The following is a 23,672-nucleotide window of genomic DNA, read 5'->3' as shown; positions in this document are numbered from 1 at the left end:
CCACCTGAACCAACCCCGAAGTACCGCAGCGCGAATGCCGTCACTCCACACCCGGGGTGGCGGCATTTGTGTGCCCGGATCGTGGTTGCGGAGCCGCCGCCGGGGACGCGTACCCCGCGCAGCGACCGGCGTCCGGCCGCCTCTCCTGACGGCTCCCTTGACAAGTTGACTGAGTGCACTCATTATTGAGTTAACTCATATTCGTGGAAGCAAGTCATCGGAACGAGAAGGAAAGTCGCCATGCGAGCGTTCGTCGTCAATCAGTACAAGGGGCCGTTACAGCAAGCGGATGTCGCCGAGCCCGTGGTCGGAGATCACGACGTGCTCGTACAGGTCAAGGCTGCCGGGCTCAACATGCTCGACGAGAAGATCCGGGCGGGCGAGTTCAAGCAGATCCTCCCGTACAAGCTGCCGCAGATCCTCGGCAACGACGTCGCCGGAACGGTGATCGGCGTCGGCGCGAAGGTGCAGGGATTCGCGTTCGGCGACGAGGTGTATGCCCGGCCGGACAATGACCGCATCGGAACGTTCGCGGAGCGCATCGCCGTCGCCGAGGCCGACCTGGCACTGAAGCCGGTATCGGTCAGCCTCGAGGAAGCGGCCTCGCTACCGCTGGTGGCCTTGACCGCATGGCAGGCACTCGTCGAGCGGGGCAACCTGAAGCCGGGCCAACGGGTCCTCATCCACGCCGGCGCCGGCGGAGTCGGGACGATCGCGATCCAGCTCGCCAAGCACCTCGGCGCCACGGTCGCCACCACGGTCAGCGCCGACGACGTCGACTTCGTGCGCGAGCTCGGGGCGGACTCCGTCATCGACTACCGCAACCAGGACTTCGAACAGCTCCTCGACGGGTACGACCTGGTGCTGGACAGCCTCGGCGGGAAGAACCTCGAGAAGTCGCTCCGCGTGCTGCGCCCCGGAGGCAAGGCGATCGGGATCGCCGGGCCACCCGACTCGGCGTTCGCCCGCGAGCTCGGCGCGAACCCGGTGCTCCGGCTGGTCATGGCCGCCCTCAGCAGCCGCATCCGCCGCCAGGCCCGGCGCCTCGGCGTGACGTACGAGTTCCTCTTCATGCGCGCCAGCGGTGACCAGCTTCGCCAGATCACGGCGCTCGTCGACAGCGGCGTACTGCCTCCCGTCGTCGGACGGGTCTTCGACTTCGACCAAACCATCCAGGCAGTGCAGTCGCTAGGAAAGGGCGGCATCCGCGGCAAAGCCGTCATCAGCAGGACCTCACAAACCCATCTCATCATGCACGAACCAGGGAACAGGAGAACATCATGAACACGAACGACAACGTCATCACCGCCTACAAGGACGCGCCCGCCCGCACGGTCGACGCCAACGGCGTCACCTTCGCGTACCGCGAGCTGGGGCCGAAGGGCGGGATCCCTGTCGTCTTCTTCGTTCACCTCGCCGCGACCCTCGACAACTGGGACCCCCGGATCATCGACCCCATCGCCGCGGAGCACCACGTCATCGCCTTCGACAACCGGGGCGTCGGAGCCTCGACCGGGCGCGTTCCCGACAGCGTCGAGGCGATGGCCGACGACGCCTACACCTTCATCACGGCGCTCGGGTTCGACAAGATCGACATCTTCTCCTTCTCCCTCGGCGGCATGGTCGCCCAGGCTCTCGTGGTGAAGCACCCCGGCCTGGTCCGCAAGCTCGTGCTCACCGGCACCGGCCCCTCGGGTGGGAAGGACATCGACGAGGTCGCCGGCACGACGTACTACGACATCCTGCGGGCGACTCTGACCCGGTCGGACCCGAAGGAGTTCCTGTTCTTCAACCGCAACGCCACGGGCAAGCCTGCCGCCCGCGCGTTCGTGAAGCGCCTCGAGGAGCGCACCACGGACCGCGACGCGCCGATCGCAGTACGGGCGTTCCAGACCCAGCTCAAGGCGATCAAGAAGTGGGGACGCTCCGCCCCCGCCGACCTGTCGACGATCACTCAGCCCACCCTGATCGCCAACGGCGACAACGACCGGATGGTGCCCTCGGTGCTCTCCGAAGACCTGCACCGCCGCATCAAGGGCTCGGAGCTGATCATCTACCCCGACTCCGGCCACGGCGGCATCTTCCAGTACCACGACAAGTTCGCGCCGGTCGCCGTCGACTTCCTCGCCCACTGACCGTCACCGCAACCGAACCAACAAAGGAATGAGTGACATGAGCAAGTCACTGTCGAAAGCGCAGGTCCAACCGAGGAAGCAGTTCGCGTCCTCCATCCTGCTGTGGGTACGCTCCGATCAGCCTCGTGAAACACCGATGGGCTACTGGAAGGGGCCGCACTCGAAGATCATCTCGGCGACCAAGGGCTTCCAGGAATACCGGCAGATCCACCTCGCCGGGGTCAACCCGGGGCTGTGGCCGACAACCCGCGGCGTCGAGACGGAAATACCCGTCGAACGCAAGATCGACGGAGTCGCGGAGATCACGTTCCAGTCGGCACTGTCGCCGCTGCGGGGCCGGAAGCAGACCCGGCTGGCGTTCAAGGACGAAGTGAACGTCTTCCGGCGGACGCTGCTTTACCTCGGGCCGCCGAACTCGTCGCGCTGGTACGAGGTGGCCGAGCCCGGCGAGCACGTCGGAGCCCGAGCCCTGATCTACCTCAGGCGGCGGGACGGCGTACGTGCCGTCGATTTCCGGAAGCACATCATCGAACTCGCCAGCGCTCTCGCCGGCACGGGCGTGCTGAAGGAACTCAGAACCCAGACTTTCCTGCCGTGGATCGAGAAACTCTGGGACACCCCTAACGTCGCGCACGACAACCCGGCAGACCAGCGGTTCCACGCGTCGCTGATCCTGGGCTTCGCGGATCCGGCGGCGCGAGCGGCCTTCTTCAAAAGCCCTGAGATCGAGAGCTTGTCCGACGCGCTGGCTCCCTTTGCCTCCGCCGTCCACGCCTACGAAGCGTCCGAGGCGCTGACCTTCGTGAAAGACGGCGTGGCCCTCCCGCACTACCAGCAATAGCGGCATCGCTCGCCCGCATGCGGCGACCCCACAACAGAAAGAACGTCAACATGCCTTCCCTCAACGGAGCAGTCGTCCTGGTCACCGGGGCAAACGGCGGCATCGGAAGCCGCTTCGTCCACCAAGCTCTCGCGCGCGGCGCGGCGAAGGTCTACGCCACGGCCCGCACTCCTCGCACGTGGGCCGACGAGCGCATCGTCCCCCTCACCCTCGACATCACCGACGCCGAATCCATCGCCGCGGCCGTGGCCAAAGCGCCAGACGTGACGGCGCTCATCAACAACGCGGGCGCCAACCCACCGAGCGCAAGCCTGCTGGAGGTGACCGAGGCGGACATCCGGGCAAACATGGACACCAACTTCTTCGGGCCTGTCTTCCTCGCCCGCGCGTTCGCGCCGATCCTCGCCGCCAAGCCGCAGCCCGTTCTCGTCGACGTGCACTCAATTGCGAGCTGGTATGGGTTCGGCGGTATCTACAGCGCCGCCAAGGCCGCGCTCTGGTCGGCCACCAACTCTCTGCGGCTTGAGCTCGCACCCCGGGGCGTCCACGTCACGGGTGTGCACATGGGCTACGTCGAGACCCGCATGGCCGCGCACGCGGACGGGCCCAAGATGCAGCCGACGGAGCTCGTGACCAAGGTCTACGACGCCGTCGAGGCCGGTGAGCACGAGGTCATCGCCGACGAGCTGACCGCCCAGGTCAAGGCGGCTCTGAGCGGTCCGGTCGAGGCGCTCTATCCGGAGCTCCGCGACACGAGGGCTCCGCTCGTCGCCGTGGGAGAATGAGCGCCGGCACATTCGAGCCCACACAGCAGGAGCCCACAGCAGAGAAGGATGGCACCATGCCACTCGCCTCCCAACCAGTCGGACGGCGCGAGCGGAACAAGCAGCAGAAGCTAGACCGCATCACCGCCGCCGCCCGAGAGCTCTTCGCCGAGCGCGGCGTCGACGAGGTCACCACCCAGGAGATCGCCGACAAGGCCGACATCGGTGCGGGCACGCTGTTCCTGTACGCCAAGACCAAGGGCGAGCTCCTTCTGCTCGTGCAGAACTCCACCTACGCCGATGCGCTCGCACAAGGCAGGTCGGCGGCCGAGAGCATCCCCGACGTGCTCGACGCGGTGATGGCGATCGTCCGCCCGGTCGTGGAGTGCAACCGCAAACAGATCGACAACGGGCGGACCTACTTGCGGGAGATCGTCTTCGGCGACCCCGAGGAGCCCCACCACCGCGACGCGCTCGTCCTGACCGTGCAGACAGAAAAGGCGATCGCCGACGTGCTACGGCGAGACGAGCGCATCAGCTCCGACGACGCCGCGACGCTCGCGCACATCGTCTCCGCGATCATGTTCGTCAGCATGGCGGCGACAATCAACATCGCCAACCCGGTCCACAACGTCGTGCAGGAGATCAGAGACCAGGTCCGGGTTCTGCTACCGGGGTGATGCCGACGGCGGTCACGCGACCAAGTCGCTCGGGTCAACCTGCTCAACTGGGACTGCGGGGCGTTTCCAGCGGCCTGTCCCAAACCCAGGTCCGAAGTGCCCGGACCGGTGAGTGCGGACCGTCTGGGGAATCGGCCAGCCCAGGCCGCGGAGATACCCACGCACCGCTTGTACTGCGGCCAGCCGGTCGGCCTTGACCCACTCTGGGGAGACCCGGACGACCAAAGCGCCTCGGTCGGTGGAGACCTGGAGATTCAGGTTGTAGTTCCCGCCGAGATCACGCACGAGGGTGACGTCGGCCAGCGGGTACTCCTGACGCACGAACTCCAGCCACTCCGCCGTCCCCGCCGCGCGTAGCTCGCTCACCCGCCTCATACTCACGGTCGGCCTGAAGCCGGACAGCTCGATTTCTCGCCGGCTCGGAGGCCGAACAGGCGGGTAGGAAACGGGTGGTGGGGGTGCTTGGGCGGTGTCTAGATTCGGGGGATGCATCGGAGTCGAGTGAGTACGTTCTTGATTGATACGCCGCAAGACGAGGCTGCGGAGACGGCGGCGTTCTGGTCGGCGGCGCTGGGGGTGGGGGCCGAGAGCCCGCCGGGGGAACCGCAGTACATCACGTTGAAGGATGCGTTGCCGGGGTACGTGCTGGCGGTGCAGGCCGTGGATGACGCGCCGCGCTATCACCTCGACATCGAGACGGATGATGTCGCTGCCGAGGTCGCCAGGCTGGAGGGACTCGGGGCTGTCGAGGTGTCGAGCTGGCAGGGCTGCCACACGTTGCGGGCGCCGGGCGGCCACCTGCTCTGCGTCATTCCGGTCCACAGCGACCCGGATCTCTTCGCCGAACGCGCCCAGACCTGGCCGTGACCCGCCGGGCTGTTTAGTTTCTGATCACGCGGGAGAGGGTGTGGTCTGTTTTCTGATCAGAGAGGGTGGAGGCATGGATCAGCCTGAGCTGGGGGCCACGTTCCGGCACGAGGGCGTCGCGGCGGCGTACCGGTATCGGCCGCCGTACCCGGAGGACGTGTTCGATCGGCTGGAGGAGCTGATCGTCGACGAGCCACGCGCAGTACTCGACATCGGCGCGGGCGAAGGTGCGATCGCCAGACCGCTCGCGGCGAGAGTCGAGCGGGTGGATGCCGTCGACATCTCGGCGGCGATGGTCGACGCGGGCCGACAGCGGCCGGGTGGCGATCAGCCGAACCTGCGCTGGTACGTCGACGCGGTGGAGACGGCCGAGCTGCAAGGTCCGTATGCCCTGGTCACCGCCGGCGCGAGCCTGCACTGGATGCGCGGGGAGGAGACGATCGCCCGGCTGGCCGAGGTGATGACCCCGAACGCGCAGCTCGCCGTGATCACGCACGGACCGCGCGACGTACCGTGGCGCGAGGACCTGGTCACTGTGCTCAAACGCCACTCGAGAAGTCCCGGCTACGACCCGGCCTTCCGCGTCGTCGACGCACTCCGGGAGCAAGGCCTTCTCGAGGTGACGGGATCGGCGACCAGTACTGCGGTGCCGTTCCGTCAGCCGGTCGCCGACTACATCGAGCAGTTCCACTCGACCGCGGCACTGGCTCGCGAGCACATGTCTTCCAAGGAGTCGGCCGCCTTCGACGCTGCCATTGAAGAAGTCGTCCGCCCCTGGGCCTCGGCCGACGGCACCCTGGCCCTCACGATCGTCGCTGATCTGACCTGGGCCCGCCCTTCCGAGAAGGCGCGTCGAGTCTGAGAGCACCAGGACGGCTCAAAGGGTGGCGGCGCGGGATTCGAGGTAGCGCTGTTCAGGGAGGCTGAGCGTCAGGGCCGCGGCTTGGCGGTAGGCCTCGCGGGCGGCATCGAGGTCTCCAGCCAGTTCCAGGAGATGCGCCCGGACGGCGGCGACCCGGTGATGGTCTTTCAGGGCCGGTTCGGCGGCTGCTGATGCCAGGCGGTCGAGGCCGGCTTGGGGGCCGTGGACCATCGCGACGGCGACGATTCGATTCAGCGTCACCATCGGGCCGGGCGCCATCGTCTCGAGCAACTCGTAGAGGACGAGGATCTGGCGCCAGTCGGTGTCCTCGGCCTTGGCGGCCTCATCGTGTACTGCGGCGATCGCGGCCTGCAGCTGGTACGGACCGACCGGGGCCGTGCGCAACGTCTCGGTGACGAGATCGGTGCCCTCGGCAACGGCTTGGGGATCCCAGCGGGTCCGGTCCTGCTCAGGGAGCGGGACGAGCGCGCCGCTGGGCGAAGTACGGGCCGGGCGGCGGGCGTCGGTCAGCAGCATCAGGGCGAGCAGGCCGGCGACCTCGCCTTCGGAGGGCAGGCGGTCGCGGAGCTGCCGGGTCAGGCGGGTCGCCTCCGCGCTCAGCTCGACACGGTGCAGGGATTCGCCGGAGCTGGCGGTGTAGCCCTCGTTGAAGATCAGGTAGAGCACGTGCAGGACCGCGGCCAGCCGGTCGGACAACTCCTCGGGCGGCGGTAGGCGGAACTCCGCGCCGCTCGCCTTGATCTTGGACTTGGCCCGGCTGATCCGTTGGCCGATCGTCGACTCCGGTACGAGGAAGGCGCGCGCGATCTCGCCGGTGGTGAGACCGCCGACGGCACGCAGGGTGAGCGCCACCTGCGACGGGGGAGTGAGGGACGGGTGGCAGCACAGGAACAACAGAGTCAACGTGTCGTCTGCCTGAGCGACCGGCGCGGGCTCGGCCGGTTCGATTGAGGCGACGGTCTCCTCGCGGCGCTGCCGGGCGGCCTCGTTGCGGAGCATCTCGATCCGCCGCCGCGACGCGACGGTGATCAGCCAGCTCCGCGGGTTGTCCGGCAGCCCGTCCACCGGCCATTGCTGCGACGCCGCCAGCAGCGCCTCCTGGACGGCGTCCTCGCAGGTGTCGAACCCGCCGTACCGGCGTACCAACGGACCGAGGATCTGCGGCGCCAACTCCCGCAACAACTGCTCCACCACCTGCAGCTCAGTCCCGGCCCGGTCAGTCCCGGTCTCGGCCTGACCGGCTCCCGCCTGCTCCGCGGACGGCAGGTCGGTGGGAGGCAGGGGTGGGGGAGGCTGGTCGGGAGGTGGCATCAGGTGAGGTGGCCGAGGTCTCGGATCGGGCGGACCTCGACCAGGCTGAACTCGGCCTCGGGGATCTGCGGGACGATCTCGATCGCGCGTTCCATGCTGTCGCACTCGACCAGGTAGAAGCCGGCGAGTTGCTCCTTCACCTCGGCGAACGGGCCGTCGGTGGTCATCACGTTCCCGTCCCGGACCAGCACCTGCTTCGTCCCCGCCGGGTCGTCCAGCGAGTGCGACACGATCAGCTCGCCGCTGGCGGTCAGCGCCTCGCTCAGCCCGGCGTACCCCACCATGGCTTCCTTCTGCTGCTCCTCGGACATTCCGTTCCAGACCTCCCTGGACTCCGGATTCCCATAGATCAAGATCAGGAACTTCACCCGCGCACTCCCCTCAGCGACCTTCCGCCCACCATAGATCCCCACGAGGCCCGCGCGAGCTCTCCAGGAGAGCGCACGACAAGTGGTTGCCGATGTCATCAACGGACAGCTCAGGGACCTGTACGGCGTACCGGTGGGCGGCCGTGAGGCGCTGCCAGATCTCGATGGGGTTACCTTCGGGTCACTGGTGTGCAGCGTGCGTAGCCCGGTTGTCCGGAGTGAGTTCACCTAGTCAGGGACAGACCAGGCCTGATGAGTATGTAGAGGCCCGGAGTGGCCGGGGCGATACCTGCTGGTGGGCCCAAGTACAGTAACGACCGGGACAGGGGCACGGTTCGCGGTGCCCGATTTCGAAGCAGGGGGAGGGTCGCGTGCCGGACTTGGAAGTGTCCGACCGGGTACTGACGATCCCGAACGCACTCAGCTTCATCCGGCTGCTGGGTGTGCCGCTCTTCCTATGGCTGATCCTCGGCCCGGAGGAGGACGGCTGGGCCCTGCTGGTGCTGGCGATCTCCGGGTTCACCGACTGGGCCGACGGCCAGATCGCCCGCCGGATGAACCAGACCACCCGGCTCGGCCAGATGCTCGACCCGGTCGCGGACCGGCTCTACATCTTCGCGACGGTGCTCGGCCTCGCGTTGCGCGACATCATCCCGTGGTGGCTGGCGATCGCGCTGCCGCTGCGGGACCTGCTGCTCACCTTCACCCTGCCGGCCCTGCACCGACGCGGCTTCAACGCGCTGCCGGTGCACTTCCTCGGCAAGTCGGCGACCTTCTGCCTGCTGTACGCGTTCCCGCTGCTCCTGCTGGGCGACGGCGACAGCACCCTGAACACGCTGGCCCGGGTGTTCGGCTGGGCATTCGCGATCTGGGGCACTGCTCTGTACTACTGGGCCGGTGCCCTGTACTTCGCACAACTGCGTCACCTCATCCAGACGGTGAAACCGATCAATGGGCCGGCCGGGTAGATCGTGACTCAGTCCCCGCCGGGGCAGCGCCGCGTCGACGCGTCCATGTCGCTGCTCAACAACCTGATGGCCCACCCCCTGGACGAGGGCTACGCCGTCGCGGCCAGGTCGCGGCCGTCCCAAGGGGGCAAGCCGAACAGGTCGCGCCATCGGGTCCTGCTGGTGATCGCGCTGGCCGTGCTGGGCTTCCTGCTCACCGTGGCCGCGTCGCAGAACTACCGCGGTGCCCCCGAGGCCGAGAAGCAGCGCAACGAACTGATCACCCGGATCGGCCAGGCCGACACCCGGCTGAACGATCTGCGCGGGCAGCAGATCAAGCTGGCCGACGAAGTACGGGGTCTGCAGGCCGGCGGGCTGAGTAACACCAGCGAGGGCGCGGCGCTGCAGCAGAAGCTCGACGACCTAGAACTGCAGACGGGTGCCGTGGCGGCGACCGGCCCGGGGCTGAAGGCCGTGATCGACGACGCGAAGGACTCCTCCGACAAGGAGGGCCGGCTGCTCGATGTCGATCTGCAGCAGTTGGTCAACGGTCTGTGGACGGCCGGCGCCGAGGCGATCTCGGTGAACGGCCACCGGCTCACCTCGCTGACGGCCATCCGCGGCGCGGGCAGTGCCATCACCGTCGACTACAGTTCGCTGACCCCGCCGTACACAGTGCACGCGATCGGGGATGCGGCAACCATGCCGGCCCGGTTCGCGCAGAGCTCGGGCGGCCAGTGGGTGCAGTACCTGGTCAGCAATTTCGGTGTCCGGATGACGATCACGACGGAGGATTCCTTGCTGGTGCCAGCCGATGCGACCATCGCGCTGCGATACGCGAAGGTGGGTGGACCGAGATGATCGCCGTACTCGGGCTGGTGATCGGCGTGGTCCTCGGCCTGCTCGTCGCGCCCGACGTGCCGGAGTGGGCCCAGCCGTACCTGCCGATCGCGGTGGTGGCGGCGCTCGACGCGGTCTTCGGCGCGCTCCGGGCGTTCCTGGACGGGATCTTCGACGACAAGGTGTTCGTCGTGTCCTTCGTGTCGAACGTGCTGATCGCGGCGCTGATCGTCTACCTGGGCGACCAGCTGGGCGTCGGTTCCCAGCTGTCCACCGGAGTGGTCGTCGTCCTCGGCATCCGGATCTTCACCAACATGGCGGCCATCCGGCGCCACATCTTCAGGGCCTGACATGAGTACCGACGACCCCATCCCGCCCTCGGAACCCCCGAAACCCGATCCGCCGACGCCCGATCCGGCGGAGGTCGACCCGGCGGAGGTCGACCCGACGAAGATTGAGCAGACGAAGGTCGACCCGACCGAGGTTGAGCAGACGAAGGTTGACCCGACGAGGGTCGAGCAGCCGGCGCCCGATGTTTCGAAGGCTGAAGCTCCGAGTGCTGACGATCTGAAGCCTGAACCGTTCGAGGGCGCTTCGGGAGCTGCCGCGGGGGCGGAAGCCGGACAGTCGACGGACCCGGACCCGGACCCGGAGCCGAACCCCGAGCCCGAGCCCGAGCCGGGGCCCGAGCCGGAGCCCGCAGTACAGCCCGGTTCGCCAGCCGCGAAGGGCAAGCCGCGCCACGCGGGAGACAGCGCGCGCGCCAGGGACCGCGGGGCCGGCGAGCATCAGCCACATCATGCTGCGGCACCCGGGGCGGGAGAAGCAGCACGGGCGGATGAGACCGCGAAGTCGACCGCGGAGGAGAAGTCTGAGCCTGCGGAGGATAAGCCGCGGCCGCCGGAGCCGGTGTCTCCGGATCATCCGGCGGCTCCTACGCCGATGCCACGGCCGCGGACGCCGAACCTGGCGTTGCGGCGGCTGAAGGCCGGGTTCAAGCCGTCCCGGGGGCAGGCGATCATCGCCGTCGTGCTCGCGCTGGTGGCGTGTGTGGCAGTCGTCCAGGTCCGGGTGAACCGGGCTGACGACGGTTACCAGAATGCCCGCCGCGAAGACCTGATCGCGATCCTGGACGGCCTGGGCCAGAACACCCGCCGGCTGGAGAGCGAGATCACCGAGCTCGAGGCCCGCAAGAACACCCTGAGCTCCAGCGCGGACAAGGCGCAGACCGCCCGCGAGCAGGCCGAGCAGCAGGTCCGGGTGCTCGGCATCCTGGCCGGCACGCTGCCCGCGCAGGGTCCGGGCGTGCGGATCACCCTGAACGACCCGGACGGCAAGATGACCTCGAGCAACCTGCTCGACGCGATCGAGGAACTACGCGACGCGGGCGCCGAGGCGATCCAGATCAACGGCGCGGTCCGGGTGGTCGCGAGCACCGACCTGATCGACGATCCCCCCGGGGTGAAGGTGGACGGCGAGAAGGTCGGCTCGCCGTACGTGATCGAGGCGATCGGGGAGTCCCACAACCTGGCCGAGGCGGCCAACTTCCCCGGCGGTCTGGTCAGTGAGGTGACCGGCCCGCAGATCGGCGGAACGGCCGAGGTGGTCGAGCTGCCACTGGTGCAGATCACCGCCTTGCACGCGCCCGACGAGCATCGTTACGCTCGCCCGGCGCCCAGCCCGACGAAGTAGCCAGCAGTATCCCTTGAGCGAAAGAGGACCGAGGTGTACCCCGAAGACCTGAAGTACACGGCCGAGCACGAATGGGTGAAGGCAGGCGAGGGCCCGGTGCGGGTCGGCATCACCGACTTCGCGCAGGACGCGCTCGGCGACATCGTGTACGTGCAGCTGTCCGAGGTCGGGACCGCGGTGCGGGCCGGTGACTCCTGTGGCGAGCTGGAATCCACGAAGAGCGTGAGCGACCTGTTCGCCCCCATCAACGGCACCGTCACCGCCGTCAACGAGGCCCTGGCCGACCAGCCGGATCTGGTCAACACCGACCCGTACGGCGAGGGCTGGCTGCTCGACATCCAGGTCGAGGACGACGAGGAGGTGGCGGCGCTGATGGATGCCGACACCTACCAGGGCCAGCTGGAGCAGAACTGACAGGCCAGGACTGATAGGTTTTGTCGGACCTCAACCGCTGGTAGAGGGTTGAGGTCCGGGCCTTTGTCCGGGCCAGTCACACTGTCATCACGGGTCAACTGAGAACGTCGCCGGGCCGCCGGCGATCGGGAGGATCACAGCATGCCGTTCTGCAACCAGTGCGGGCACGAGAACTCCGAGGGCAGCAAGTTCTGCTCGCAGTGCGGAACGATGCTCCCTGGCGCGGACCGTCCGGTGACCGCACCCGGCGTGACCGACACCGCGATGCTCACCCCGATCAGCATCGAGCCCGAGACCGAGCGCTTCGACTCCGGTGAGCAACTGTCCGACGAGGACGAGGCCGCCGTCGGCGCACTGCCGGCCGGCTCCGCGCTGCTGATCGTCCAGCGCGGCCCGAACGCGGGCAGCCGGTTCCTGCTGGACGTCGACGTCGTCACCGCGGGCCGCCACCCCGACAGCGACATCTTCCTGGACGACGTGACGGTGTCGCGCCGGCACGCGGAGTTCCGCCGCGACGGGATGGGCGTCAAGGTCCGCGACGTCGGCAGCCTGAACGGCACCTACGTGAACCGGGACCGGATCGACGAGCTCCAGCTGTCGAACGGCGACGAGGTCCAGATCGGCAAGTACCGTCTGGTCTACTACGCCAGTGGCCAAGCCTGACGCAACGCTCGGCGACTCACCGATCGAGGGCTCACCGGTCGGTGGCTCATCGGTCGTGGGCTCATCGGTCGGTGGGTGGAGCATCGGTGAGGTGTTGCAGCTGCTGCAGACCGAGTTCGCCGACGTCACCATCTCCAAGATCCGCTTCCTGGAGGCGGAGGGGCTGGTGACGCCGGCGCGGACCGCGTCCGGCTACCGCAAGTTCAGCGCCGCCGACCTCGAGCGGCTGCGCTATGTCCTGACCTCCCAGCGCGACCAGTACCTTCCGTTGAAGGTGATCAAGGAACACCTGGGCGCGATGGACCGCGGCCTCCGTCCCCCCGCTCCGGGCGGACGGCCCGCTGCGCCCGAGCACCTGCCGCAGCCGGCCGGGCTGCCGGACGCCGAGGACTTCTCCACCTATGGCACCGAGCTGAAGCTCACCCGCGAGGAGTTGCGCGCGGCGGCGGACATCAGCGCCGAACTGCTCGAGCAGCTGGAGAGCCACAACCTGGTGGTGGCCCGGGGCAACCACTACGACGGCGACGCGATCCTGATCGCGAAGGCCGCCGCCGAGTTCGCGCAGTACGGGGTGGAACCGCGGCACCTGCGGCCGTTCCGGGCCGCCGCGGATCGGGAGGTGGGCCTGATCGAGCAGGTGGTCCAGCCGCGCCGCGACGACAAGACCTTGGAGCTGGCAGCGCTGGCCGTCCGTCTGCACGCCGCCCTGGTCCGCTCCCGCCTCACCCGCTGATCCGTAGTCCGTGGCCGCGTTCGAACTCAGTACTCCGGGGTGCGCCGCGCCCGTACTCAGGGGCGTGTCCGCGCGTGCGCCGGGGTGCGGGGGCGGGTGCCTTCGACCGGTGGTGGCGGGGACTTGGCCGGGGGGCCAGCCCGGGGCTGGCCCGCAGAGTAGGCTGAAGGTGTGCGCGAAGTCGACGTGGTCGGAGTCCGGGTTGAGATGCCCTCGAGTCAGCCGATCGTGCTGCTCCGGGAGGTCGGCGGCGAGCGGTACCTGCCGATCTGGATCGGCGCGGCCGAGGCGAGTGCGATCGCCTTCGCCCAGCAGGGCATGGAACCACCCCGCCCACTGACCCACGATCTGTTCGCCGAGACGATCCGGGTGCTCGGCCACACCCTCAGCCAGGTCCGGATCGTGAACCTGACCGACGGCGTCTTCGAGGCGATCCTGGTCTTCGACGACAAGACCGAGATCTCCGCCCGCCCGTCGGACTCGATCGCCCTCGCGCTACGCACCGGTACCCCGGTCTTCTGCACCGAGGAGATCCTGGCCGAGGCCGGCATCCCGGTCCCGGACTCCGAGACCGACGACGACGACGAGGTAGTCGAAGAGGAAGAAGTAGAACGCTTCCGCGAATTCCTCGACCACGTCACCCCCGAGGACTTCGACAAGAGCTGAGCACCAAGAATCAGTACCTGAGTGGTGTCCGTCCGCTGTCGGCCGCGCCACCTGCCCCGCCTGGCACGCGCGCAAGCTCGCGGCCGGACCTGGCTGACGCCGCAGCCACTCCAACCATCCCGGCCGGTCTGCTGAGGGCCGGGCTGTACCGAGCGACGGTGCGGCAGGTACCGCTGGCGGGTTACTTGACGACTGGCGGCTCGTAAGGCGCCAGTCGCCGAACAGCCCGCCACTCGACACCCCGCCGACCGCAGGGGCAGGTGGTGAGGATGCGTGCGGGATAGGCTGAGGTTGAACGTTGCTGGTACAAGGGCGGACAGGTAACGATTCGAGTTGGGGGCGCGACACGCGTCCGGCTCGGGGCGGTTGTCGTTGACCGGGTCTGGTCGGCGGCTTACCTTGAAGGAGTTGTGGGGTCTTGTAACTCCACGGATGTGATCCGTTCCAGTCGGTACCCAGGGAGGCTCAGGCGTGACACGCACCGGCGACACTGATCTGACGGCGCAGTCGACGTCCGAAGCACACGCCGAGGCGGCAGCCACCGCCGGCGTGCAGGGTCTGCTCTTCGACGACGACCTGTCGCCGATGCCCGACGACGTCGGTTTCCGCGGCCCGACCGCGTGTGCCGCGGCCGGCATCACCTACCGTCAGCTCGACTACTGGGCTCGCACCGGACTGGTCTCGCCGTCCGTGCGCCCGGCCACCGGCTCCGGCACCCAGCGGCTGTACGGCTTCCGCGACGTGCTGTTGCTGAAAGTGATCAAGCGGCTGCTCGACGCCGGCATCTCGCTGCAGCAGATCCGCAGCGCGATCGCCCACCTGAGCAAGCGTGGAATCGATGACCTGACCCAGATCACGCTGATGAGCGACGGGGCCTCGGTCTACATGTGCACCTCGCCCGACGAGGTGATCGATCTGCTGGCCGGCGGCCAGGGTGTCTTCGGCATCGCCCTCGGCGGTGTCTGGCGCGAGGTCGAGGGTTCGCTGTCCGAGCTGCCGACCGAGCGGCTCGACGCGCACGCCGACGGCTCCGAGGGCCACGCGGGCGACGAGCTCGCCGCCCGCCGTCGCGCCCGCATGACCGGCTGACCCGGCCAGACTCAGTGCGCCCACTCACCTCGGTAGATCTCCGCGGTGTGTGGGCGTCTTTGTTGCTGCCGCTCAACGCCGACGACAGCATCGTTTCGACCGCTTGGAGCAGCAGCTCGAGACCCTGCTGACTGCGGGCCTGGACGGTGTCTACGCCCACGGCACGGCAGGCGAGTTCCAGACCCTCACCGAGCCCGAGTTCGACGAGATCAATGTGCTCTGGCCGCCGCCTGCGAGGCCGCGAAGCTGCCTTTCCAGTTGGGCGCCAGCCACCCATCCGCCCAGCTGTCCTTGGATCGCGTACGCCGGGCCGCTGCGCTCAGCCCGTCCGGGATCCAGGTCATCCTGCCGGACTGGTTGCCTCTCAACGACCAGGAGACCACGGCTTTCCTGACCGGCGCGGCCGCCGCAGCCGAGGGAGTCTCGCTTGTCCTCTACAACCCACCGCACGCGAAGACGCAAGTCGGGCCTGAGCTGCTCGTCGACCTGGCGCGCGCAGTACCGACACTGGTCGGGCTGAAGTCGGCGGGTGGGGACGAGGAGTGGTTCGATCGCGCGCTGGAGTCAGGGGTGTCGCTCTTCGTGCCCGGGCACTTCCTGGCGAGCATGACCAGGCTGGGAGCGCACGGCAGTTACTCGAATGTCGCTGCTCTGTCGCCTGCTGGTGCTGTCCGTTGGTACGAGCAGATCTTGAAGGATCCAGGGGCTGCGCTCGACGTGGAGCGGCGGATCGGGGAATTCTTCGCGGAGCACATCGCGCCGCTGCAGAGCGCAGGTCTGTCCAGCCCGACGCTGGACAAGTTCCTGGCCACGGTTGGTGGCTGGGCGGACGTCGGCACGCGGGTCCGCTGGCCGATGACGTACGCCACCGAGCAGCAGGCAGACACCGCGCGGCCGGCTGCCGGGCGACTGCTGCCCGAACTCTTCGAAGGTTCCTGGTAACCTCGGACACGCCGTACACAGCACTCGGGAGAGTCCCAGCAGCTCGCGTCCTTCACCGGCACGGCGGCTGGGCGCCGAAGGGGCAATTCCTCCCCGGAACCTCTCAGGCCCATGGACCGGGTGCCTCAGGCGACTCTGGAGCGTGCATGCGTGACAGAGGGGGAGGCCACCGGCAATAGTCAGCAACGGAGCCTCTCAGATGACTGTGCATGAATCCCCGAAGATCTCGGCCGCGTTCTCCGACCGGCACATCGGTCCGCGCCAGGACGAGATCGCGCGGATGGTCCAGACCCTCGGGTACGCCGATGTCGACGCGCTGGTGGATGCCGCGGTGCCCGCGTCGATCCGCTCCACCGAGGCGCTCCGGCTGCCGGAACCCGCCTCCGAGGTGGACGCGCTGACCGAGCTGAGGCAGCTCGCCGCGCGCAACAACGTGGCCACCTCGATGATCGGCCAGGGGTACTACGGCACCTTCACCCCGTCGGTGATCGTCCGCCGGCTGGTGGAGAACCCCGCCTGGTACACGGCCTACACGCCGTACCAGCCGGAGATCTCGCAGGGCCGGCTCGAGGCGCTGCTGAACTTCCAGACCGTGGTGTCCGACCTGACCGGCCTGCCGACCGCGAACGCGTCGCTGCTGGACGAGGGCACCGCCGCCGCCGAGGCGATGACGCTGGCGCACCGGTCCAACCGCAAGAGCAAGAGCAACCGCTTCCTGGTCGACGCCGACTGCTTCGCGCAGACGATCGCGGTCGTTCAGACCCGGGCGGAGGCGCTCGGCATCGAGGTCGTGGTCGCCGACACCACCGACGGCCTGCCCGAGGGCGACTTCTTCGGCTTCCTGGTGCAGTACCCGGGCTCCGGCGGCGTCGTACGGGATCTGAAGCCGCTGGTCGCCGCCGCGCACGAGCGCGAGACGCTGGTCGCCGTCGCGTCCGACCTCCTCGCGCTGACGCTGCTGGAGGCACCGGGGGAGGCCGGGGCGGACATCGTGATCGGCTCGTCCCAGCGCTTCGGCGTGCCGCTGTTCTACGGCGGTCCGCACGCCGGCTTCATGTCGGTCCGCGCGGGCCTCGAGCGCTCGCTGCCGGGCCGCCTGGTCGGCGTCTCGGTCGACGCAGACGGCCACCCGGCGTACCGGTTGGCACTGCAGACGCGCGAGCAGCACATCCGTCGCGAGAAGGCGACCTCGAACATCTGTACCGCGCAGGTCCTGCTCGCCGTGGTCGCCTCGATGTACGCGGTCTACCACGGCCCGGACGGGCTGGAGGCGATCGCGCAGCGTGTGCACAAGCACGCCGACAGCCTCGCCGCGTCGCTGCGCGCAGGTGGGGTCGAGGTCGTCCACGACCAGTTCTTCGACACGGTGCTGGCCCGGGTTCCCGGCCGCGCGGCGGACGTCGTCGACGCGGCTCGGCAGACCGGCATCTGGCTGCGTCAGGTGGACGCGGACCACGTCGGCATCTCCTGCGACGAGAAGACCGACCCCACCGCCCTCGGCCGGGTCTGCCGCGCCTTCGGCGTCCGGTACGACGCATCGCTGAGCGGCGCCGGTCTGGCCGCCGAGGTGGCCCGGACCACGGAGTACCTGACCCACCCGGTGTTCAACACGCACCGGTCCGAGACGGCGATGCTGCGGTACCTGCGCAAGCTGTCCGACTACGACTACGCGCTGGACCGCGGCATGATCCCGCTCGGCTCCTGCACGATGAAGCTGAACGCGACCACCGAGATGGCAGCGGTCACCTGGCCCGAGTTCTCCGACCTGCACCCGTTCGCGCCGATCGAGGACGCCGCCGGGTACGTGAAGCTGATCGGTCAGCTGGAACGCTGGCTGGCCGAGGTGACCGGCTACGCGAAGGTGTCGATCCAGCCGAACGCTGGTTCGCAGGGCGAGCTCGCCGGCCTGCTCGCGATCCGCGGCTACCACCGGGCCCAGGGCAACGAGGACCGCAATGTCTGCCTGATCCCCGCGAGCGCGCACGGCACCAATGCCGCCTCGGCGGTGATGGCCGGCATGAAGGTGGTCGTCGTCAAGGGCAACGACGACGGCACGATCGACCTGGAGGATCTGCGGGCGAAGGCCGCGGAGCACGCCGAGAAGCTCGCGGCGATCATGATCACCTACCCGTCCACACACGGCGTGTACGAGGAGAGCGTGACCGAGGTCTGCCGGATCGTCCACGACAACGGCGGCCAGGTGTACGTCGACGGCGCGAACCTGAACGCGCTGCTCGGCCTCGCGAAGCCGGGCGAGTTCGGCGGCGACGTGAGCCACCTGAACCTGCACAAGACGTTCTGCATCCCGCACGGTGGCGGTGGCCCGGGCGTCGGTCCGGTCGCGGTCGCGGAGCACCTCGCGCCGTACCTGCCGAACCACCCGCTGCTGGACCAGGCCGGTCCGGACTCGGGTGTCGGTCCGATCTCCGCCGCACCGTTCGGCTCGGCCGGCGTCCTGGCCATCTCCTGGGCGTACATCCGGATGATGGGAGCCGAGGGGCTGACCTCGGCCACCAAGGCCGCCGTACTGACCGCCAACTACGTGGCGAAGCGGCTCGAGAACACGTTCCCGGTGCTCTACACGGGCGAGAACGGGCTGGTCGCGCACGAGTGCATCCTCGACCTGCGGCCGATGACGAAGGAGACCGGTGTCACCGTCGACGACGTCGCGAAGCGGCTGATCGACTACGGCTTCCACGCGCCGACGATGTCGTTCCCGGTGCCGGGCACGCTGATGGTCGAGCCGACGGAATCAGAAGATCTAGGGGAACTGGACCGTTTCTGCGACGCGATGATCGCGATCAAGCACGAGATCGACCGGGTCGCGGCGGGGGAGTGGCCGGCCGGCGACAACCCGCTGGTGAACGCGCCGCACACGGCGTCCTCGGTGATCAACGACAAGTGGGAGCACGCCTACACCCGCGAGGAGGCGGCGTTCCCGCAGTCCGTCGACCGGACCACGAAGTACTGGCCGCCGGTCCGCCGCATCGACGGCGCGTACGGCGACCGCAACCTGATCTGCTCCTGCCCTTCCCCGGAGGCCTTTGAGTGACCCTGCGTCCTCAGGACACATCTGCGACCCCCGCACGTGCTGCGCGGCACTCGGCACGGCACCTCGCCGCACTGGAGCAAAGGCCACGATGGAAAAACATCGAGGCCTTCACTCCAGCACGCCGAGCTACCGCGCCGAGCACCGCTCGCGACTGTGCGGGGATCGCAGATGCGTCCTGACACCGCTGCCACCCTGTACGCCGAGGTGGCAGCGGCCCAGAGTGAGTGGAAGTTGCCGTCGATCAGTGCCGGAGTGGTCCGGGACGGCGAGCTGGTCTGGACCGGGTCGCGCGGGCGGTTCGCAGATGCGAGTGGACTCGAGCCGGGGCCGGACGTGCAGTACCGGATCGGGTCGATCACGAAGACGCTGACCGCGGTGCTGGTCATGCAGTGCCGCGACGACGGGCTGCTCGCGCTGAACGATGCCGTGGGCAAGCACCTGCCCGGGATCGCGTTCGGGGATCTCACCCTGCGGCACCTGCTCTCGCACTCGGGCGGCATGAACGCCGAACCCGAGGGCGACTGGTGGGAGCGCAACCCGGGCGTCTCGTTCGACACGTTGGCCGCGACGATGGACGAGTCCCAGGCGGCGGGCCGGCCCGATCGCCGCTACCACTACTCGAACCTCGGCTACGCGCTGCTGGGCGAGATCGCCTCCCGGCTGCGCGGTGCGTCGTGGATGGAACTGGTCACCGAGCGGATCCTGAAGCCGCTGGAGATGCGCCGTACTTCGTACTTCCCGCTGGCGCCGGCCGCTCAGGGGTTCTCGGTGCACCCCTTCAGCGGGCGGCTCTCGGAGGAACCCGCTCACGACGCGGGTGCGATGGCCCCGGCGGGTCAGCTCTGGAGCACGATCGAGGATCTCGCCCGGTATGCGGAGTTCTGGATCGACCCGGGGTACGAGGTGCTCAGCCGCGACACCATCGAGGAGATGGCGTCGCCTACCGCCTCGGATCCCCGCGAGGGCCTCGCCGCGTCGTACGGGCTGGGTCTTCGGCTGCACGCGGACGACCCGAACCTGTTCATCGGCCATACCGGTTCGATGCCCGGGTTCATGGCCGGGCTGTTCGTGGACCGGGTCCGCCGGATCGGCGCTGTCACCCTCGGGAACGGCACCTTCGGGCGTTGTGCCTCGGTACCGCTGGATCTGCTGCGCATCGTCGCGTCGTACGAGCCCGTGCTGCCGGCGGAATGGGTCCCGGAGCCGGAGCTGTCGCAGGGCGAGGAGTTGCTGGGGCATTGGTACTGGGGGAACACCCCGGTGACGATGAGCGTGACCGCCGGCATCCTCCAACTCTCCGGCGCGCTGACCTCCCGCTTCTCGCCGCTCGGCCCCGACCTGTACCGCGGCCGCGACGGGTACTTCGCCGGCGAGAAGCTCCGCGTCGTCCGCGACGGCGACACCATCAGCCACCTCAACCTCGCCACCTTCGTCCTCACCAGGACGCCGTACGGCGCCTAGGAGATGATCTCCACCAGTCGTAGGGATTCCTGTGGTCCGTTCATGGACAGCTCAGCCACCTGGCCGATGCCCTTGACGTAGTACTTCGTGTCCAGCACGTCCGGCTCGAGGGCGGTGGTCTCGAGGGTCCGCAGCGCGTGCCGGAAGCTGCCGAACGGAACCGTGACGGATGCGTTGCGGCCGATGACCCAGAACACGTCCTCGGCGTGCCCCGGGGACCACTCCTGGCGGAACTTCCGGCCGAGTTGTGGATGGGCCTGCATGAACACCCCCGGCTGTGCGCCGTTCACGCCGGCATGGAACGAGCCCTCCCTGCTGACGACCCGGCCTCGGCCGTCGAGCTCGGCGGTGTCCTCGCCGAAGTACCAGACGTTGCCGCAGCGGTCCTGGGCGTAGTAGTCGCTGGTGCGTTCCTGCAGCACGTTGTTCAGGTACAGGCGGTCCTCGACGACGCGGGTCCGGACACCGTCGACCATCCTGGTCCGCGATGTCGTGACGACCAGGTTCAACGCCTTCCGGCCGTCCTTGACACCGGTGGAGACCAGCGTCCGCCCGACCTTCAGCGGGAACCAGGCATTCGTCACGTCCGGGCTGAAGTCCTTCGGCCTGATCCGGGGGTGGTACTGGCTGCCCGGACCGAACACCGGCAACCGGCATCCCCACTCGACCTGTGCGGACGTGTCCGCCGCCGGCAACAAGCTCGCCACGACAGCCATCGCCGTGACCACCGCACCCTTCGCCATCCAGCCGAACATGATCAGCGATCCTTCCGTCGGGGTTGTCACCGCTCACCCTGCGCCCGGTGTACTGAACCTGGCCTGAACGTGGTGTGCCGATGACCACAGTGGTGACAGGCGGTGGGGCGGTTGACACTGGGCGAAGCCGGGGAAGTAAGTTAGGTCTGCCTTAGTAAGGCTTGCCTTACTCAACAACGTTCCCAGGAGAACTGGATGCCGCTGCCAGCGCGTCTTGTTGCGCTTAGCCCGCTGCCTGCCGATGCCCCCCTCAGTCCCTTCGGCCGCGATCAGCGGCTCGTCGAGGAGGACACCTGTCCGCGCTGGCCATTGGCGTCGACGGTGGCGGATCGCGACCGTGGCCCGCTGCCGGCCGGGCTGCCGACCGCGGTGCTGCAGCGGACTACGGAGATACTGGGCGAGGCGCGGGTGCCGTACACCGGCGTCGGCGAGTCCGCGGCGCTCGACCTGATCGCAAGTCTGCTGGACGAGAACGGCATCGACCTGAGCCACCCGCACGCCGCCGCCCACCTGCAGCCGCCGGTCCTCCAGGTCGCGGTCGACGCCGACGCGCTGGCCTCGGCGAGCAACGCCTCGATGGACACCTACGACTCCGGCCCCGCGACCCTGGCGATAGAGCAGTGGGTCGTGCGTTCTTTGGCGAGTCTGGCCGGTTTCGGCCCGGCCGCCGACGGAGTACTGACGCCCGGCGGCTCGATCTCCAACCTGCTGGCCGTGCTGATCGCGCGGGACAGCGCCGCCGCCGCGGTCGGGATCGACGTACGGCGTCACGGGCTGCACGGGCTCCAGAAGCCGGTGGTGTTCTGCTCCGAGTTGGCTCACTTCTCCGTGCAGCGAGCGTGTGCCGCGCTCGGACTGGGGGAGGAGGCGGCCGTCACGATCGCCTCCGACGACGACTACCGGATGCGCCTGGACCTGCTCGCCGACGAGCTCGCCAAGCCCGGCCGTACTCCGATCGCTGTGGTGGCCACCGCCGGTACGACGGACTACGGCTCGATCGACCCGATTGCGGGCATCGCCGACCTCGCACGCCAGTACGGCGCCTGGGTGCACGTGGACGCGGCGTACGGGTTCGGCGCCCTGTTCTCCGACCGGCTGGCTCCGTTGGTCGCCGAGTTGCCGTGCGCGGACTCGGTGACGCTGGACCTGCACAAGATCGGCTGGCAGCCGGCGGCCACCAGCATGCTGCTGGTCGCCGACCGGAACCGGTTCGCCTCCTTCGGGCGCTCGGTGGACTACCTGAACCCCGCCGACGACATCGACTCCGGGCTGGACGGGCTGCTCGGCCGCAGCCTGCAGACCACCCGCCGGCCGGACGCGGTGAAAGTCGCCACCACGCTGACCGCATACGGCCGGGCCGGGCTGGGCAGGATGCTCGACACCTGTCACGAGCTCGCACACGCCGCCGCGGCCCGGGTCGTTGCCGACAGCAACCTCGAGTTGCTGGCGCCGGTGACCCTGACCACGGTGCTGTTCCGGGTCGCGGGGCGGGAGCTGGCGGCGGCCGAGCTGACTGCCGACTGGCTCGACGCTGTCCAGGGTGAGGTCCGGCGCCGGTTGCTGACGTCGGGACGGGTGCTGATCGGCCGGACGAAGGTGCCGGCCCGCGGCGGCCGCCCGGCGGCGGTCGCGTTGAAGTTGACGCTGCTGAACCCGAATGCCACCGCGACGGACATCGAGGAACTGCTCGACCAGGTCGTGGCCACCGGTCACGACGTCCTGTCGGACCGGACGGCAAGCGGAGAAGGAGCAGCGTGACTTCACCAGGCTCAATGGCTGGACCTACCTCAGTGGCTGTCGAGGCACATCTGAACGCGATCCTGCGGTGCTACACCCGGGAGACCTCTGTGCCGGTCTCCGCCGGCCAGTTGTCCCTGACAGCCGGCGGCTCGACGGCGACCGCCGTCGTTCAGCACGCCTCGCGAACCGGTCTGCACTTGTTCAACGACGTACTGGTGGACGGAGTGGCGCCGGCGCCGGAGGAGCCCTGTGTGGTGCGCTGTCTCGGCAGTGTCGAATTCCTTGCCCACCCCACCACCCCCGGTCGTTGCACCTGGACAACGGCTTCGATCTGCGCCCAGCTACTGCAGCGGATGCGGCCGTCATCGCTGGGTGGATGAGGCAGCCGCACATCTGGCGGTGGTGGCAGCAGGACTGGGCGGTCGAGCGTTGGGTCGAGGTGCTCGAGGAGCAGGCCGCGGGGGAGCACTCGATCCCCTGCATGACCGCGCTCGACGGTGAGGACCTCGCGTACGTCGAGCTCTACCGGGTGCGGCACGACCGGCTCGCGGAGTACTACGCCTGCGAGGAGCACGACTGGGGCGTCCACATCGCCATCGGTGACGCCACCCGGGTCGGCCGGGGGATCGGGCGCAGGTTGCTCCGGTCGCTCGCCGACGCGCTGTTGCGGGCCGATCCCCGCTCCACCGGGTGGTCGCCGAACCGGACGCCGCCAACACCCCGTCGGTCCGCGCGTTCGCCGCGGCCGGCTTCGAACCCCATGGGGAGCTACAGCTGCCCGAGAAAACCGCACTACTGATGGTCCGGACCCGGACTGTGGAGGCCTGAG

At 68.7% G+C, this 23,672-nt stretch carries 25 protein-coding genes, 1 pseudogene and 1 riboswitch; of the genes and pseudogenes, 22 read left to right on the top strand and 4 right to left on the bottom strand.

The window, feature by feature from the left end; translation table 11 throughout:
* Nucleotides 1-240 precede the first annotated feature (240 nt).
* Genes EV644_RS05330 through EV644_RS05310 form a run of 5 tightly spaced genes read left to right on the top strand, consistent with a single transcriptional unit; the run spans nucleotide 241 to nucleotide 4,420 of the window.
* Nucleotides 241-1,284, top strand: a complete 1,044-nt coding sequence (locus tag EV644_RS05330; RefSeq protein WP_132188276.1) for an NADP-dependent oxidoreductase — start codon at nucleotides 241-243, stop codon at nucleotides 1,282-1,284.
* Nucleotides 1,281-2,135: an alpha/beta fold hydrolase gene (locus EV644_RS05325; RefSeq protein WP_132188277.1), complete on the top strand. Its 855-nt coding sequence runs from the start codon at nucleotides 1,281-1,283 to the stop codon at nucleotides 2,133-2,135. Before EV644_RS05330 ends, EV644_RS05325 begins: the two co-directional genes overlap by 4 nt.
* A 37-nt stretch (nucleotides 2,136-2,172) precedes the next feature.
* Nucleotides 2,173-2,976: a strictosidine synthase gene (locus EV644_RS05320; protein ID WP_132188278.1), complete on the top strand. Its 804-nt coding sequence runs from the start codon at nucleotides 2,173-2,175 to the stop codon at nucleotides 2,974-2,976.
* A 50-nt stretch (nucleotides 2,977-3,026) separates the two neighbouring features.
* A complete protein-coding gene (locus EV644_RS05315) occupies nucleotides 3,027-3,761 on the top strand; it encodes an SDR family oxidoreductase (RefSeq protein WP_132188279.1) in 735 nt (244 codons plus the stop codon).
* A 56-nt stretch (nucleotides 3,762-3,817) separates the two neighbouring features.
* Nucleotides 3,818-4,420 carry a TetR/AcrR family transcriptional regulator gene (locus tag EV644_RS05310; RefSeq protein ID WP_132188280.1) on the top strand — a complete coding sequence of 201 codons (603 nt, stop codon included), beginning with the start codon at nucleotides 3,818-3,820 and terminating at the stop codon, nucleotides 4,418-4,420.
* Between the two features lie 12 nt (nucleotides 4,421-4,432).
* Here EV644_RS05310 and EV644_RS05305 read toward each other — a convergent pair whose 3' ends face one another.
* On the bottom strand, nucleotides 4,433-4,786 hold the full coding sequence (locus EV644_RS05305; protein ID WP_132188281.1) for a phosphotransferase: 354 nt from the start codon (nucleotides 4,784-4,786) through the stop codon (nucleotides 4,433-4,435).
* Nucleotides 4,787-4,921: 135 nt separating this feature from the next.
* Here EV644_RS05305 and EV644_RS05300 point away from each other — a divergent pair, with 135 nt between their 5' ends.
* Together EV644_RS05300 and EV644_RS05295 are read left to right on the top strand one after the other, a co-directional pair.
* Nucleotides 4,922-5,287: a VOC family protein gene (locus tag EV644_RS05300; protein WP_241998056.1), complete on the top strand. Its 366-nt coding sequence runs from the start codon at nucleotides 4,922-4,924 to the stop codon at nucleotides 5,285-5,287.
* Between the two features lie 73 nt (nucleotides 5,288-5,360).
* On the top strand, nucleotides 5,361-6,149 hold the full coding sequence (locus tag EV644_RS05295; RefSeq protein ID WP_132188283.1) for a class I SAM-dependent methyltransferase: 789 nt from the start codon (nucleotides 5,361-5,363) through the stop codon (nucleotides 6,147-6,149).
* 15 nt (nucleotides 6,150-6,164) lie between these two features.
* On the opposite strand, the gene EV644_RS05290 is transcribed toward EV644_RS05295, so the two are convergent.
* Nucleotides 6,165-7,481, bottom strand: a complete 1,317-nt coding sequence (locus EV644_RS05290) for an RNA polymerase sigma factor (protein WP_199239661.1) — start codon at nucleotides 7,479-7,481, stop codon at nucleotides 6,165-6,167.
* On the bottom strand, nucleotides 7,481-7,849 hold the full coding sequence (locus EV644_RS05285) for a YciI family protein (protein WP_132188284.1): 369 nt from the start codon (nucleotides 7,847-7,849) through the stop codon (nucleotides 7,481-7,483). Before EV644_RS05285 ends, EV644_RS05290 begins: the two co-directional genes overlap by 1 nt.
* Before the next feature lie 371 nt (nucleotides 7,850-8,220).
* On the opposite strand from EV644_RS05285, the gene clsA reads away from it, so the two are divergent.
* From clsA to EV644_RS05225, 12 genes are all read left to right on the top strand, one after another.
* Entirely contained in the window at nucleotides 8,221-8,817 is a 597-nt protein-coding gene (clsA, locus tag EV644_RS05280) for a cardiolipin synthase ClsA (protein WP_132188285.1), read from the top strand.
* Between the two features lie 3 nt (nucleotides 8,818-8,820).
* Nucleotides 8,821-9,657 carry a DUF881 domain-containing protein gene (locus tag EV644_RS05275; protein ID WP_241998059.1) on the top strand — a complete coding sequence of 279 codons (837 nt, stop codon included), beginning with the start codon at nucleotides 8,821-8,823 and terminating at the stop codon, nucleotides 9,655-9,657.
* On the top strand, nucleotides 9,654-9,986 hold the full coding sequence (locus EV644_RS05270; RefSeq protein WP_132188286.1) for a small basic family protein: 333 nt from the start codon (nucleotides 9,654-9,656) through the stop codon (nucleotides 9,984-9,986). Before EV644_RS05275 ends, EV644_RS05270 begins: the two co-directional genes overlap by 4 nt.
* A gap of 1 nt (nucleotide 9,987) precedes the next feature.
* Entirely contained in the window at nucleotides 9,988-11,328 is a 1,341-nt protein-coding gene (locus tag EV644_RS46050; RefSeq protein WP_241998061.1) for a DUF881 domain-containing protein, read from the top strand.
* A gap of 33 nt (nucleotides 11,329-11,361) precedes the next feature.
* Nucleotides 11,362-11,742: a glycine cleavage system protein GcvH gene (gene gcvH, locus EV644_RS05260; protein WP_132188287.1), complete on the top strand. Its 381-nt coding sequence runs from the start codon at nucleotides 11,362-11,364 to the stop codon at nucleotides 11,740-11,742.
* 141 nt (nucleotides 11,743-11,883) lie between these two features.
* Nucleotides 11,884-12,405, top strand: coding sequence for a zinc-ribbon and FHA domain-containing protein (locus EV644_RS05255; protein ID WP_132188288.1), 522 nt, complete (start codon nucleotides 11,884-11,886; stop codon nucleotides 12,403-12,405).
* The gene (gene ftsR / locus EV644_RS05250) at nucleotides 12,392-13,138 is read left to right on the top strand and encodes a transcriptional regulator FtsR (protein WP_370451420.1); all 747 of its coding nucleotides are present in this window, start codon (nucleotides 12,392-12,394) and stop codon (nucleotides 13,136-13,138) included. Before EV644_RS05255 ends, ftsR begins: the two co-directional genes overlap by 14 nt.
* 171 nt (nucleotides 13,139-13,309) lie before the next feature.
* A complete protein-coding gene (locus EV644_RS05245; protein WP_132188289.1) occupies nucleotides 13,310-13,804 on the top strand; it encodes a bifunctional nuclease family protein in 495 nt (164 codons plus the stop codon).
* 471 nt (nucleotides 13,805-14,275) lie between these two features.
* The gene (locus tag EV644_RS05240) at nucleotides 14,276-14,893 is read left to right on the top strand and encodes a MerR family transcriptional regulator (protein ID WP_132188290.1); all 618 of its coding nucleotides are present in this window, start codon (nucleotides 14,276-14,278) and stop codon (nucleotides 14,891-14,893) included.
* 258 nt (nucleotides 14,894-15,151) lie between these two features.
* The gene (locus EV644_RS05235) at nucleotides 15,152-15,835 is read left to right on the top strand and encodes a dihydrodipicolinate synthase family protein (protein ID WP_241998063.1); all 684 of its coding nucleotides are present in this window, start codon (nucleotides 15,152-15,154) and stop codon (nucleotides 15,833-15,835) included.
* A gap of 15 nt (nucleotides 15,836-15,850) precedes the next feature.
* Nucleotides 15,851-15,964, top strand: a riboswitch (glycine riboswitch).
* A 70-nt stretch (nucleotides 15,965-16,034) separates the two neighbouring features.
* On the top strand, nucleotides 16,035-18,887 hold the full coding sequence (gene gcvP / locus EV644_RS05230; protein ID WP_132188291.1) for an aminomethyl-transferring glycine dehydrogenase: 2,853 nt from the start codon (nucleotides 16,035-16,037) through the stop codon (nucleotides 18,885-18,887).
* A 168-nt stretch (nucleotides 18,888-19,055) separates the two neighbouring features.
* Entirely contained in the window at nucleotides 19,056-20,348 is a 1,293-nt protein-coding gene (locus tag EV644_RS05225; protein WP_132188292.1) for a serine hydrolase domain-containing protein, read from the top strand.
* Here the strand turns inward: EV644_RS05225 and EV644_RS05220 are convergent.
* A complete protein-coding gene (locus tag EV644_RS05220; RefSeq protein WP_132188293.1) occupies nucleotides 20,345-21,133 on the bottom strand; it encodes a hypothetical protein in 789 nt (262 codons plus the stop codon). The two genes, EV644_RS05225 and EV644_RS05220, sit on opposite strands and share 4 nt — an antisense overlap.
* Nucleotides 21,134-21,298: 165 nt before the next feature.
* On the opposite strand from EV644_RS05220, the gene EV644_RS05215 reads away from it, so the two are divergent.
* The 3 genes and pseudogenes from EV644_RS05215 (at nucleotide 21,299) to EV644_RS05205 (ending at nucleotide 23,671) form a co-directional block, all read left to right on the top strand.
* A complete protein-coding gene (locus EV644_RS05215; protein WP_132188294.1) occupies nucleotides 21,299-22,861 on the top strand; it encodes a pyridoxal phosphate-dependent decarboxylase family protein in 1,563 nt (520 codons plus the stop codon).
* A gap of 32 nt (nucleotides 22,862-22,893) precedes the next feature.
* Nucleotides 22,894-23,223: a hypothetical protein gene (locus tag EV644_RS05210; protein ID WP_199239705.1), complete on the top strand. Its 330-nt coding sequence runs from the start codon at nucleotides 22,894-22,896 to the stop codon at nucleotides 23,221-23,223.
* A pseudogene (locus tag EV644_RS05205) lies at nucleotides 23,220-23,671 on the top strand (GNAT family N-acetyltransferase). Before EV644_RS05210 ends, EV644_RS05205 begins: the two are co-directional and overlap by 4 nt.
* Nucleotide 23,672: the final 1 nt, after the last annotated feature.

It is taken from the genome of Kribbella orskensis (genome assembly GCF_004342085.1).
Taxonomy (GTDB): domain Bacteria; phylum Actinomycetota; class Actinomycetes; order Propionibacteriales; family Kribbellaceae; genus Kribbella; species Kribbella orskensis.
Note: the sequence above shows the minus strand (reverse complement) of the source record. Positions and strands in the feature narration are given on the sequence as shown.